This window comes from Campylobacter novaezeelandiae (assembly GCF_004323845.1).
Lineage (GTDB): Bacteria > Campylobacterota > Campylobacteria > Campylobacterales > Campylobacteraceae > Campylobacter_D > Campylobacter_D novaezeelandiae.
Genome location: NZ_QPGR01000001.1, coordinates 210,317 through 223,935, shown reverse-complemented (window position 1 = coordinate 223,935; position 13,619 = coordinate 210,317). Strand labels below are relative to the sequence as shown.

The 13,619-nt window shown below is 27.4% G+C and carries 16 protein-coding genes; all 16 read right to left on the bottom strand.

Annotated elements, in window-relative coordinates; all coding sequences use genetic code 11:
* Nucleotide 1 precedes the first annotated feature (1 nt).
* On the bottom strand, nt 2-298 hold the full coding sequence (gene nuoK, locus DU473_RS01095) for an NADH-quinone oxidoreductase subunit NuoK (RefSeq protein WP_131163920.1): 297 nt from the start codon (nt 296-298) through the stop codon (nt 2-4).
* Entirely contained in the window at nt 298-813 is a 516-nt protein-coding gene (locus DU473_RS01090) for an NADH-quinone oxidoreductase subunit J (protein WP_131163921.1), read from the bottom strand. Before DU473_RS01090 ends, nuoK begins: the two co-directional genes overlap by 1 nt.
* Nucleotides 810-1,427 (bottom strand): NADH-quinone oxidoreductase subunit NuoI, encoded by a 618-nt coding sequence (gene nuoI, locus DU473_RS01085; RefSeq protein WP_131186394.1) that lies wholly within the window; start codon nt 1,425-1,427, stop codon nt 810-812. The genes DU473_RS01090 and nuoI overlap by 4 nt, the downstream gene beginning before the upstream one ends.
* A gap of 9 nt (nt 1,428-1,436) precedes the next feature.
* Nucleotides 1,437-2,435 (bottom strand): NADH-quinone oxidoreductase subunit NuoH, encoded by a 999-nt coding sequence (gene nuoH / locus DU473_RS01080; RefSeq protein WP_131163923.1) that lies wholly within the window; start codon nt 2,433-2,435, stop codon nt 1,437-1,439.
* Nucleotides 2,428-4,890 (bottom strand): NADH-quinone oxidoreductase subunit G, encoded by a 2,463-nt coding sequence (locus DU473_RS01075; protein WP_131186393.1) that lies wholly within the window; start codon nt 4,888-4,890, stop codon nt 2,428-2,430. The genes nuoH and DU473_RS01075 overlap by 8 nt, the downstream gene beginning before the upstream one ends.
* Nucleotides 4,887-5,591: a hypothetical protein gene (locus DU473_RS01070; RefSeq protein WP_131163925.1), complete on the bottom strand. Its 705-nt coding sequence runs from the start codon at nt 5,589-5,591 to the stop codon at nt 4,887-4,889. The genes DU473_RS01075 and DU473_RS01070 overlap by 4 nt, the downstream gene beginning before the upstream one ends.
* The gene (locus tag DU473_RS01065) at nt 5,581-5,814 is read right to left on the bottom strand and encodes an NADH-ubiquinone oxidoreductase subunit E family protein (RefSeq protein WP_131186392.1); all 234 of its coding nucleotides are present in this window, start codon (nt 5,812-5,814) and stop codon (nt 5,581-5,583) included. Before DU473_RS01065 ends, DU473_RS01070 begins: the two co-directional genes overlap by 11 nt.
* Nucleotides 5,811-7,037 carry an NADH dehydrogenase (quinone) subunit D gene (nuoD, locus tag DU473_RS01060; protein WP_131163927.1) on the bottom strand — a complete coding sequence of 409 codons (1,227 nt, stop codon included), beginning with the start codon at nt 7,035-7,037 and terminating at the stop codon, nt 5,811-5,813. Before nuoD ends, DU473_RS01065 begins: the two co-directional genes overlap by 4 nt.
* A 1-nt stretch (nt 7,038) precedes the next feature.
* Complete coding sequence (locus DU473_RS01055; RefSeq protein ID WP_166683073.1) at nt 7,039-7,830, bottom strand: NADH-quinone oxidoreductase subunit C; 792 nt, start codon at nt 7,828-7,830, stop codon at nt 7,039-7,041.
* Nucleotides 7,830-8,333: a NuoB/complex I 20 kDa subunit family protein gene (locus DU473_RS01050; RefSeq protein WP_131163929.1), complete on the bottom strand. Its 504-nt coding sequence runs from the start codon at nt 8,331-8,333 to the stop codon at nt 7,830-7,832. The genes DU473_RS01055 and DU473_RS01050 overlap by 1 nt, the downstream gene beginning before the upstream one ends.
* Complete coding sequence (locus DU473_RS01045; protein ID WP_131163930.1) at nt 8,315-8,704, bottom strand: NAD(P)H-quinone oxidoreductase subunit 3; 390 nt, start codon at nt 8,702-8,704, stop codon at nt 8,315-8,317. The genes DU473_RS01050 and DU473_RS01045 overlap by 19 nt, the downstream gene beginning before the upstream one ends.
* Before the next feature lie 115 nt (nt 8,705-8,819).
* Nucleotides 8,820-9,485: an ATP-binding cassette domain-containing protein gene (locus DU473_RS01040; protein WP_131163931.1), complete on the bottom strand. Its 666-nt coding sequence runs from the start codon at nt 9,483-9,485 to the stop codon at nt 8,820-8,822.
* A complete protein-coding gene (locus DU473_RS01035) occupies nt 9,472-10,221 on the bottom strand; it encodes an ATP-binding cassette domain-containing protein (RefSeq protein ID WP_243830459.1) in 750 nt (249 codons plus the stop codon). The genes DU473_RS01040 and DU473_RS01035 overlap by 14 nt, the downstream gene beginning before the upstream one ends.
* Nucleotides 10,221-11,003, bottom strand: coding sequence for an ABC transporter permease (locus tag DU473_RS01030; protein ID WP_131163932.1), 783 nt, complete (start codon nt 11,001-11,003; stop codon nt 10,221-10,223). Before DU473_RS01030 ends, DU473_RS01035 begins: the two co-directional genes overlap by 1 nt.
* Nucleotides 10,996-11,952 carry an ABC transporter permease gene (locus DU473_RS01025; protein WP_131186391.1) on the bottom strand — a complete coding sequence of 319 codons (957 nt, stop codon included), beginning with the start codon at nt 11,950-11,952 and terminating at the stop codon, nt 10,996-10,998. The genes DU473_RS01030 and DU473_RS01025 overlap by 8 nt, the downstream gene beginning before the upstream one ends.
* Entirely contained in the window at nt 11,933-13,471 is a 1,539-nt protein-coding gene (locus tag DU473_RS01020; protein ID WP_131186390.1) for an ABC transporter substrate-binding protein, read from the bottom strand. Before DU473_RS01020 ends, DU473_RS01025 begins: the two co-directional genes overlap by 20 nt.
* Between the last annotated feature and the right edge of the window lie 148 nt (nt 13,472-13,619).

Here is a 13,619-nt window from a genome sequence, read left to right as displayed (position 1 = left end):
ATCACACCTCTATTTCTTTTAAACTTTTTAATTCTAAGCTTCCCTTCTTTCTATACCAAAGAACACAAAAAGCCACCCCTACTGCTACTTCGCATGCTGCTACTCCCATAATAAAAAGAGCAAAAACTTGACCATTTAAATCATTATGCATTTTTGAAGCTGCAATTAAAATTAAATTCGCAGCATTAAGTAAAATTTCAGTAGAAATAAAAAGCATAATTAAATTTTGTCTTTTTAATATACCAATGAGTCCAATTACAAACATTAAAATTGCAACAATAAAATATTTTTCTATCATTATTTTTCCTTACCAAACTCTTTATGCGTAAGAACAATAGCGCATACTAAAGCTATTAAAAGCAAAACAGCTATAAATTCAAAAGCTAAAAGATATTTTGAAAAAATGGCAAAAGCTAGTTGCTTACTATAATCAAAAATTAAAGGATCTTTAAGAGTTAAATCAGTGCTAATATTTTGATATTTAAATCCACTAATCATTAATAAAAGCAACAAAGCACTTAAAATAATTAAAGAAAAAAATATTTTTTTATATTTTATTTTTTCTTTTAATTCTTTAGAAGAATCAAAAAACATTATAGCAAAACTATAAAGTCCTAAAACTGCTCCGCTATAAACGATAATTTGTATCACTCCAATAAATTCTGCATCTAATAAAAAGTAAAACCCTGATAAAAAAATCATTCCAGCAGCTAAAGCTGAAAGAGAATATAAAATATTTTTACTCAAAACAGCTACCAAAAAAAATCCTAAAACTATTACTGAAAAAAAATAAAAAGCAAGCTGTTCTATCATTTGCTTTCTCCTTGCTGAGAATTATCTCTATCCATATAGCTTGGAGTTTTTTTCACAAAGTTATCTGCATCTTTTCTTAAGCTTCCAGAACCTTCAAATTCTTTTTGTGTTTTAAGATTATCAATAGGAGTTAAAAAATCACTTTTATAACCAAAATAAGCTCTTTGTTCTGATGCATTTTCATACTCACTTGTATGCACTATAGCAAGCTCTGGGCAAACCTCAGCACAAAATCCACAATAAATACAACGCCCTAAATTAATACTATAATTATTTACTTTTTTACGACCCTCTTCATCTAAAGAAGTTTCCATTCTTATACAATTACTAATACAAATTTTTTCACAAAGACCACATCCTATGCATCTTTCATTTTCGCTTTCAATAAAACGCATAAGTCTATGTACAGCTCTATATCTAGAATCAAGCTTAATTTTTTCAAAAGGATATTTTATTGTCGCACTATTATTTTTCTTTACCAATTCTCTTAAAAGGACAAAAAGTCCTACAAAAAGTTCTAATTTGATAGATCTTTTTATAGTTTGAGAAATTTTCTGCCAAGCTGTTTGAGGATTTTTTCTTTCCTCATCCACTAAATAATATTGTTTTTCCATTATAAATCCTTAAAAAACAATTACAAAAGCTGTTATTAAAAGATTAAAAACTGCCAAAGGAATCAAAATCAAATAACACATTCTCATCACCTGATCAGGACGCAATTGAGGAAATGCTGCCCTAGCCCAAAAATACCAAAAGAAAATAAAAACAGATTTTAAAATTATCATAATCCAACCAGGAATAATCCAAAAGTCATTAAAACCACCCAAAAATAAAAGCGATACAAGAATAGCTCCTGCTATCATAGAAGCATATTCTCCTATAAAAAACATACCCCAACGAAGTCCTGAATACTCTGTTCCATAACCAGCAACAATCTCAGCATCATTTTCAGTTAAACAAAGTGGAGTTCTATTAGTTTCTATAAATAAAGCAATAATAAAAAGAATAAAAGCCAAAGGTTGTTTAAAAATAAGCCAAGAAAGAATTCCATCACCTTGATAATTATTAATATCTATAAGAGAAAAAGATCCAACAATCATAACAATAGCAATTAAAGCTAAAGCTCCTACGCTTTCATAAGAAATAATAGCTACCAAAGCTCTTGCTGCACCCAAAATAGACCATTTATTATTGCTAGCAAGTCCTCCCAAAAATACCGCATAAAAACAAAGTCCAGAAGTTCCTATAACAAAAAGCAATGCTACATTAATATCAGCAATAATTGGCTGAACTACTTTACCAAATAAAACAAACTCAGGCAAAATAGGAATAGCTGATAAAGACACAAAAGCACTAATAGCGGCAATTAAAGGGGCAATTGCAAAAATAACTTTTTGTGAATTTGAAGGAATGATATCCTCTTTTGTAAAAAGTTTAATCATATCAGCAACCAATTGTATCAACCCAAAAGGACCCACCATATCAGGGCCTATACGCCTTTGAAAATAGGCTAAAACTTTTCTCTCAGCATAAGTTGCAAAACCCGCTAAAGTAGCAAATACAGCAAGCACCACAATACATTTGATTAAAGTTTCTAATGCAAAATAAGCAAATTCACTCATTATTTGCTCCTAATTTTTGAATTTTTGCCACAATAAATCTTTCTTTAAAAAAACTTAAAGTATCAATCTTGCTATCAAAATAAGGCAAGAATATACTATTTTTTAAGTCTTTATCTACTTTAATACTAAGAATTAATTTTTTATCATCTATAAAAAACTCAATCAGATCTTTATCTTTTAAATTAAGCTTTTCACATAAGTCTTCACTTATACCCAAAAAAATACTTTCGTTTAAAGCACTAGCAAGATTAGAATACCTTCCAAATTGATAACTTGGATTGGCACTATAAACTAAAAACTCATTTTCTTTCAAAGTAAGAGAGGAATTAAAATCAGGCAAAATCCATTCTAAATCTGCATTTTTATCAAAAACTTTTGTATTTAAAATATAACCTCTTTTATTCTCTCCACCATTGGTATAATAATTTTCCAAATGATCAAATTCTATTGGTAAAAATCCTTTATTAATTGGTAATCTTTTGGTATAACCAATGGTAAAATTCTCATCAAAACCTAAAGCATTTGCTAAATCATTTAAAAAATAGCCATCAAATTCTAAAGCTACATTAGTTGGAACTACTCTCTTATCATAATTTACAAAAGTTCCTTCTTGCTGATTTAAACTAGAACTTTTAAGATCGTTATATTCTTCATAAGAAAAGCTAAAATCACCTTTTTCATTATATCCTAAAGTTTTTCCTTCTTGAGCTTCTGATAAATCACAAATCAGTGAAACGCCCAAAGTGTTTGTATGAGTTGGATTTAAAAAAATTTTAAAAGGAGTTGTATTTTGAATAAGAGCAAGAAGTTTAGCAAGTTTTTTAGAATTTTTATGAAAATAAAAATCACTTCCTACAACCAAAGTAAAATTATTTTTCTTTAATAATAAATCCTCTAATTTATTCTCATCAATGCCTAAATTTTTAGCAAAAATAGATCTTTTTACTTCTATGGTTTTTTTTATCTTTTTAGGCAAAAGTTTTTTTACCTCTTTTTGAATTTCATTACCTTCTTCATCTTTTTCTATAATTTTTTCTACAACTTCCTCATTGATAGTTTCTTCTATTTCTTTACTTTCTTGAATAAAAAATTCTTCTAAAGCTTTTTTTATATTTTCATCCTGTGAAAATTTTTGTAATAAAAAATACAAAATTTGCTCCTCATCTCCTGCCTTGTGAGTATGAGTAATAAAATTTTTAGAATATTTTTTTACCCCTTCATCTTCTAAAGGATGAAAATAAAGTCCTGAGCCCTTATTCATAACCAAAGCATTATTAATCTTATAACTTAATGTTGGGGCATCATATCTTAACAAAGTTCCAACAACAACTAAAAAATCACCTTTAACAATATCTTCAGTCGTTGCATTATACATACTTCCTGAACTTTGTACAAAATCATTTAAAAACTCTTTAAAGGCTTTAGCTTCATCATTAATCAAACAAAGATCAAACTTCTTTTTTAAATTCTGCAAAATTAAAGCTTCTTCATTTGTTATAAAGCTATTAAATTTAATATTTTTAATTTCTTTTTTTTCTATTAAAGAAATTAAATAATCAAAAGCTTTTTTATCTTTTTTACCTTCACTTTGAGTATCAAATCCATATCTTGCAGCTTTATTTAAAGTAGCAAAGGAAAAATCATTACTTACTCTATAAATTTTTGCTTTTTGTTCATTAATACTTGTTTGCTTAACATCATAATACATAAGCTCACAATCACTTGAATGTGGATTTGAAGCAGGAATTCTTTTTAATTCCCAAATATTTGAAGTATATTGAAATGAAGAACCAATAAGCGCCCCTGTAGGACAAACACTAGTGCATTCTCCGCAAAATGAACAATCAAGTTTATCCCCATTAGCAGGACCTATCAAACTTTTTTGAAATTTACTCCAAATAGCATAAGCATCCTTTCCCATACTCTCTTTAAAAGAGCTATCTGGCATATCTCCGCCTCTAGGGACAGTTTTTAAAGCACTTTCTCCTATTTTATCTTTACATACCGTAATACAACGTTCGCACACTATACAAAGTGCTGGATCATAATTAATAAATCCCCATTTTTTATGAGGCTTATGAGTATCTTTAATCCAATATTTTTGTTCATTTACTCTAGCTTTATGAGTAAAATTTTGAAGTTCGCATTCACCTGATTTATCACATACTCCACATTGTAAAGGGTGATTAATGCAATATGCTTGCATAATTTCATTTCTTTCATCCCACAAATTTTTTAAATCACTCTCAACAACCATTTGATCTTTAGCTTTGGTATTACAAGAATATACTTTTTTACCATCTGCTTCAACCATACACATACGACAAGCCAAAGTTGGACTACAACCACTAAGATAACAAATCGCTGGAATAAAAATATTATTTCTTCTTGCAATATTTAATATATATTCACCCTCTTCAAAGAAACACTCTTTGCCATTGATTGTTATTGTCATTTTGCTTCCTTTATGCAAATTTTAACAAAATCTAAACCTTTGCTTTCATCATTTAAAAACCCTATCGTTCCGCTTAAATTCTCATCTAAATAAAGCTTAGTATTTAAATTTAAATTTTGACCTTGAATATTTACTTTATCCAAATGTTTCAATTTAGCAAGTTGTAAAAATTGTTTAGAACAATATAAAAAATTATCCTTTAATTTACATCTAAAAACTACGAGTCCATCATAATTATCAAGTTCTTTTAAAACTCCTAGTTTAGATTTAGAAAAATCATATTCTTTTTCGCAAGAATCTAAAATTCTCAAATTAAATTCTTTGCTTAAAATATACATAAAATACTTAATATTTTCAAAATCTTTATAAAATTTTAAATTCTTATCAAAAATTAAAACTTTAGCACTTTTTAAAAAATCTAAAATTTCTAAAGCCTCTTCTTCTGATATACAAGATTCTGCACTCAAAAATCCTTCATCTAAATCTTTAAATTTTTGTCCATCAAGCATTTTACAAAGCAATGCTAAAACATAAGAAATACTTGCTATCTCACATTTATAAAACTTGGCATTTAAAGCTTTATCTTGCAAACAAGAAATATTAATATTGGAACTTTTTTGCAATTTTTCACACAAAATCGCATTATTGAGACTAAGCATATTTACAAAACAAAATGCATTATCACCGCTTCTATAATGCATTTTTATCCTTTTTTATTACTATAGTCCAATCTTTTTGATTAAATTTTAAAGAATTTAAAAGAATACACTTTTTTTCTTTGATAAAAGAAAAGCTTCTCTCAACTGCGGAAAAATCTCCGATTTCAAAGAGTATAACCAAAACTTCATTAAATTCAGCATTTTCAATTACTTCACCCATCTTTAAAAATAAATCTTTGCTTTTTCTTAAATCAACTCTTCTCATCTATCAATCTCGCCTAAAACTATATTTACACTTCCCATAATTGCTACAACATCAGCCAAATAAGATCCCACAAGCATTTCTTCAAAAAAAGAGCAATGCCAATAACTAGGAGTTCTAGCTTTAAGTCTATAAGGCCTACTACTTCCATCTGAGTGTATAAAAAATCCAAGCTCACCTTTTGGGCTTTCAGTTGGAACATAAACCTCACCTTTTGGGGGTTTAAGTCCTTGAGAAATTAAAACAAAATGTTGTTGTAAAGAATAATTTTGCGTTAAAATTTGCTCTTTTGAAGCACTAACATATTCTGGATTATTAGCTAAAATTTCTGGAGGAGTATCTTTATAAAGCTTGATACATTGTTTTAAGATTTTTAAACTTTCTCTAAATTCTTGCATATAAACTTTATATCTAGCATAAGAATCACCTTGCGTAGCATAAGGAACTCTAAAATCAATCTCATTATAAAGCAAATAAGGTTCTTCTTTGCGTATATCATAACAAACTCCACTTGCTCTTAGCATAACTCCACTACAACCCCAATTTAAAGCTTGCTCTTTACTTACAATACCAACATTTTCTGTTCTTAAACGCCAAATTCTATTATCATCAAGCAAAGCTTCATAGTCTTTAATATCATTTGGAAATTTATTACAAAAACTCAAAAGTTCATCTAAAAAACCTTCAGGCAAATCAAGCATTACCCCGCCTATTCTCATAGAAGAATGCGTAAGCCTTGCTCCACAATATTTTTCTATCAAATCAAGAACATATTCTCTATCTCTAAAACAATATAAAAATATACTCATAGCACCAATATCAAGTGCATGTGTAGCAAGCCAAAGCAAATGAGAGGCTAAGCGATTTAACTCTAAAATTATCATACGAATCACAGCAGCTCTACGAGGAATTTCTAAACCACATAATTTTTCAACTGCAGCACAATAAGCGTAATTATTAGCACTAGCAGCGACATAATCCATTCTATCAGTAGTAGGAATAAATTCTTGATAAATCATATTTTCAGCCATTTTTTCCATACCACGATGCATATAGCCTATACAAGGACGCGCCTTAACAACTTGCTCTCCATCAAGTTCTAAAATAAGACGTAAATTCCCATGAGCTGAAGGGTGTTGTGGTCCTAAATTTATAATCATTTTAGAATCTTCACGTTCAAAAGCTATGTTTTCATAATAAGGTTTTAACTTAGTAGGAATTTGCATCTTAACGCCTTTTATCTAAAAATTTAATTTTATCTCGCTTGATCTTTTTAACAAAAGCTACACCCTCTTCTTCTTGATATTCTAAAGCCAAAGAACTCTCAACTGGTGTTTTTCCTTTTTCAACTTGATGATATAATCTTGAAAAATTCAAAGTATCCTTATCATCAATAAAAGCTGGATCCCTATTTTCAGGTCCTACCACTTCTCTATAATCTTTTCCAAAAATTCTATCAATCTCATACCATTTTGCAAATTCATCTCCTTCTAAAGGATAAGTTTTTAACAAAGGATGTCCATACCAATCATCTGGCATTAAAATACGCTTTAAATTAGGATGATTAATGATAAAAATTCCAAACATATCATAAATTTCTCTCTCGCTCCAATTAGCACCTTTAAAAACACTTGTAACACTTTGAAGTCTCTCTTTTGAAACTACAAAAGTTTTAATTCTTACACGTAAGCTTTTTTTAATATTAAGGAGTTGATAAAAGACACTAAAACCATTGCGTTGTGCGACAAAATCAATTGCACTCGCTTCAATAAAACAATCATAACCTAATTCTTTAAGTAAAGCTAAAGTTTTCACATTGTCTTCTTTTAAAATATCAAGAACAAGTGTATCAAATTCTATAAAAGCATCTTGAAGATCAATCTTTTCTTGCAAGATTAAAAAATCATCTTTAAAAATACTTTCCTTAGGATCAGTTTTAATACTTTGTGGAGCATGATAAAACCCATCTTCATAATAATTTTTTAATTGAACATTTTTCTTATCTTGATATTTTCTCATTATATTAGCCTTTTTGGAGCGATTTTACGACTTGCTTTTTCTTTTCTTATTTTTTTTTGCAAAATCATTAAGGCAAATTGAAAACTTTCAGGTCTTGGGGCACATCCTGGAACATAAATATCAACAGGAATAATTCTATCAACCCCTTGAACAGTTGAATAGGTATTAAACATTCCACCTGTATTTGCACAACTACCCATAGAAATAACCCATTTAGGATCTGGCATTTGATCATAAAGCCTTCTTGTAAATTCAGCGTGTTTTTTAGATAAAGTTCCTGCTATAATCATTACTTCAGAATGTCTAGGACTTGCTCTAAAAATTGTTCCAAAACGATCAAAATCATATCTTGAACCTCCCGCTGCCATCATTTCAATTGCACAACAAGCTAAACCATAAGATAAAGCCCATAAGGAATTGCTCCTACCCCATTGAACAATCTTATCAACTGTAGTTAAAACTACAGGAAGTCCATTTGCATAATTTACTTGATGCTCTGCCATTCAAACGCCCCTTTTTTATAAGCATATAAAAAACCTATTGCTAAAAGCAAAATGAAAATAAAAATTTCAAAAAGTCCAAACCAACCAAGATACTTAAAAACTAATGCCCAAGGAAATAAAAACACTACTTCAATATCTAAAAGTATAAAAACTAAAGCAACTATAAAAAACTGAGAATTCATTTTATTGGCTTGTCTTACAGGAATAGGACCACACTCATACATTCCAAGTCCAAGTTTTTTACGATTTTTAGCAGCAAACGAATTTCCTATTTTAGAAGCAATAAAAACTAAGCCAAAAAAAATAACACTAGCTAATATTAGCATTAAAAATATACCAAAATATGGATGAGAAATCTCCATATGAGACATATATTCTCCTTAAGAAGTATTAAATATATTATAACACTTTTAATTCTTTAAAATTTATTAAAATAATATGTGAATATTACTTAATTTTTTCTATATAGAAACTTATAAAATCATATTATAAATGTATTTTTTTACATAAAAAATCATTAAAAAATTCTTGTTGATGTGTGATAAAAATATATGAAATTTCTTGATTTTGCTGATATTTTTTTAAAAAATTTAAAATTTTTTGTGTATTTAAAATATCAAGAGAAGAGGTCACTTCGTCTAAAATTAAAATTTTAGGTTTTAAAATCAATGCTCTTATAAGACCTATTTTCTGAGCTTCTCCGCCGCTTAAATTAAAAGATTTTAAATGAAATATTTCTTCTTTTAATCCAAAAATTTCAAAAAAAGATAAAATCTCATTCTTATTTTTTTTTAAAGAAAAATTCTCATATACATCAAACAATAGTCTTTTTATACTCTTATAAGGATTTAAAGCAAGTTTTTGATCTTGAAAAACGTATTGGATTTTAGTTCTTAATTTTCTTTTTTGTTTATCATTTTGTAAATGTAAATTAAATCCTTTATATAATACTTCTCCATATTTTGGAACTTCAAGCATACATAAAATTCTTGCTAAAGTGCTTTTTCCACTTCCGCTTTCTCCCGTGATAATTAAATTTTCACCACTTTTAAGATTAAAATTTAATCCTTTAAATATAAATATTTCTTCTTTTTTTAAATACCAATGCTTTTTTAATAAATAACTTTGAGTTAAGTTTTTAACCTCTAGCATAAAAACTCCAAAAAGCTTTTGTATATTCGTTTTCTTCTTTAAAAAAATCATTCTTACTTATTTTTTGAGAGATTAAACCTTGATGCAGTATTAAAAGTTCATCAGATAAATCATAAATCATCTTTAAATTATGGGTAATAAAAATAAGATTTATTTTATCTTTAAGTTCATATAAAAGTCTGATAATTTTTTCTTCATTTTCTTTATCAAGAGATGAATTAATCTCATCACAAATTAAATATTTTGGCTCACTAACCAAAGCTAATGCAAAGCTAATACGTCTTGCCATACCAACACTTAATTGATAAGGGTAAGAATGCCAAATTAAATCTAAATTTTTTAATCCTAATAAATCAAGATAATAAAAAGCTTTTTGTTTTCTTAATGCTTTATTTAAATTGGTATGAGTTTTTAAAACAATATGAAATAATTCTCCAATGTCCAAATAAGGATAAAGACTTAAATGTGCATCTTGTAAAACAAGAGCTGCAAAGGATCTTAATTTTCTTAGTTCTTTTTCTTTTAAATTTAAAACATCAAAATTATCAATTCTAAATTTTTTAGCATCGAGCTTATAATCTTGATTTAAAAGTTTTAATAAGGACTTAACTAAAAGACTTTTTCCGCTTCCACTTTTTCCCATAATAGCTAAAGATTTTTTATCCTCTAAAGTAAAAGTAATATTTTGCAACAAAGGCTTATTTTTAAAACTTAAATTTAAATTCTCAATCTCTATCATAATCTTATACCAAAAATATTTTGCCAAAAACGAGCCAATAAAAGCAAAGGTAAAATAAGCCCTAAAATAAACAAAAGCGGAAAAACAATCATCCACCAAGCCCCAAGAAATATGGCTTTACTTGCATCGTTTAAAATATTACCCAAGCTTGGAATTTCAAAAGCAAGTCCAAGCCCAAAAAAGCTTAAAGTAGATTCAGTATTAATAGCATGAATCACATTTAAAACAAATAATACCATTAAAAGCGAAAAACAAGGAGGAAGTAACTCTTTAAAAAATGCCCTTATTTTAGAACAACCTAAAACAAGAGCACACTCATAAAATTCAAGTTTTTCAAGACGCTTTAACTCATCTTCTAAAACTTTAGCTATAAATGGAAAGTGGGCTAAAGCTATGATAAAAATCATACTCCAAAATCCACCTTGTAAAAAACTTTGAAAAAACATAAGCAAAAGTAAAATTGGTAAAGATAAAAAAATATTTAACAAACGTATAAAAAAACTATAAAAAACTAAACGCATTAAAAAAACATAAAAACAAGCAAAACAAATAGTAAAAAAAGAAGCAAAAATACCTATTAAAAAAGAAGTTTTTAAAGCAAATAAAAGCCTAATAAACAAGTCCCTACCTAAAGAATCTGTCCCAAAAATATATTCTTTCGAAGGACTTTGATAAATAGAATCAAGATGTATTAAATTTGGATCGTATCCACTTAATAAAAAATTAAAATATAAACATAAAGATATAAAAATAAATAAAAAAATACCAATTTTACGCATAATTTAATCTTGGATTTATAATTTTAACAAGCAAAGTGCTAATTAAAATAAAAAAATTAACCATTAAAATACTAAGCATAATTAAAAACATTGCCACAGGATAGTCTTTAAAAATAATACTTTGTATCATTAAAAAACCTATTCCATTATAAGAAAATATACTTTCAACCACATAAGCACCCATTATAAAACTCAAAGCGCTAGCACCAAAATAAGAAATAATTACCCCCAAAGAATACTTCAATATAAAATGTCCATATACTCTTATCTTGCTTAAACCTCTTGCAAAAGCGTTAAGAATAAATACTTGATTAAGACTTTCAACAAAGCTTGCTCTTGCTATACGCAAAAATATAGCTAAATGCGATAAAACTAAAGTACTAAGAGGTAAAATTAAATGCTCAAATCTATTAAGCAAATCATCTTCAAAACCTATATCACTCACACCCGAAATTGGTAAAATTTTTAAAAAAAATCCAAAAATTAAAATATGTATTAAAGCTAAAGCAAATGGTGGTAAAGCAAAAAAACTAAGAGTAAAAAAATTAATTATCTTATCTATAAAACTATCTTGATAAACCACACAAAATAAAGCCAAAACAATACTTAAAAAAAATAAAATAAATAAAGATATTATAGTTAAAATAAAAGTATTTTTTAAAGGTTCTACAATTAAAGAAAGCACCTTTTCTCCGCTAATTAAAGAAGTTCCAAAATCTCCTTTAAAAACTTTTAATAACCATATTTTGTATTGCTCTACCAAAGGCTTGTCTAAATTTAAATTTGCTTCAATACGATTTTTTGTCTCTAGGCTCACTACATCATTTCCACTAGCAAATACAACACTTGCTTTACTATAATAAAGCATAGCAAAACACAAAAATGAACTAAGAAACATTAAAAAACAAGTAGCAAAAACCTTATAAATACTAATTTTTACTCCATTCATAAACATTCCAAGTAAATCCTACTCCATGATGACCTAAAATTCTAGGCTTTATACCTAAAATATTTGCCTTATAAACCAAAGCAAAATCTAAATAAGCCAAAAATATAAAAGGGGGATCTTCATATAAAGCTTGAATAAAATTAGAATAATATTTTTTTCTTTCATTTATATCAAGAGAATTTCTTGCCAAAAATAAAGCCTTATCAACCTTAGCATTATGATAATGTCCAAAATTCCATCCAGAACCATTAACATCACTATCTTGAGAACTTTCAAATACTCTAAAAGTGTGCAAATCAGGATCAAAAGGACTACCCCAACCCACTAAAAAACTATCTACTTTAGTATAGTCAAAACTTCCAGCTATTTTAGCAACTACTTTTGTTTTCACTCCAAGTTTTTTAAAGTCATTTTGTAAGATACCAGCTAAAACAACCCTTAAAGGATCATTACTCATTGCATAAATATCAAATTCAAGGACTTTTCCATCTTTTTCATAATAACCTTGTTTATTTTTTTTAAAGCCTTCTTTCTCCAAAAGTCCTTGTGCTTTTTTTAAATCAAATTTATAACTTGGAAATTCCTTAGGATTAGCCCAAGATTTTTCTAAAGGATGAGAAGCTATGAAACCGTAATTATGCAAGATATTTTTTACTATGCCTTCTTTATCAACTGCGTAATTTAAAGCTAAACGTATATTTTTATTTTTAAGAAATTCATTATTTAGATTAAACATTAAAGCCCTATAATCAGCCGAGCTTTGCTTTAAAATTTTAAAATTTTTATCATTTAAAAAAGTTTTAAGCAAAGAAGAGTCGATCAAAGCAACATCAATTTGTCCATTTTTAAGCTCAACTGCACTAATATTTGGATCTGCTATATGTTTTAAAATAATTTTTTTACTTTTTACTTTTGCAAGATAATAATGCTCATTAGCATTAAATATCATATAAGAACCTTTTTTCCACTTTGCAAATTTATAAGGCCCTGTTCCAATAGGATTTTGGTTAAAAGAACTAGTATTTAAATTTTCATCTTTTAACAAATGATAAGGAAGAATACCTATACTCAAAGCATCTAAAAAAGCTGGGTATGGTTTTTTTAAACTAATTTTAATTTTATAAGGATTTAAAATTTCTATTTTATTTATGTCTTCAAAATTAACATATATAGAAGAATTATTTTTTTTATTCATAAAAGATTTAAGGCTAAACTCGACATCCTTTGCACTAAATTTAACTCCATCATGCCAAAGCACATCTTCTCTTAAATCAAATTCGTAATTTAAGCCATCACTACTTATTTTCCAAGATTTGGCTAAATCGGGTTTTAAATTCATATTTTCATCAAAACGTGTAAGTCCTGAAAAAACCAAAGATATAGCTACATCATGATCTTCACTATAGGCAGGATTTATTCTTGAAATTTCATTCTCTACTGCAATAATTATAGTATCTTTAGGAATTTTTGCATTTAAATTAATAATAAAAAATAAAGCTATGATTATTATTTTTAGCATTGTTGTCCTTGATTTAATAGAATATTTTGCATTATAACAAAATTTAAATATTTTTCAAATGATATTAATCATATTGAGATTTAAACAAATTTGTTATATTTTTTCTAAAAAATAAAAACACTCATCATTACCATAAAATCATTATAAA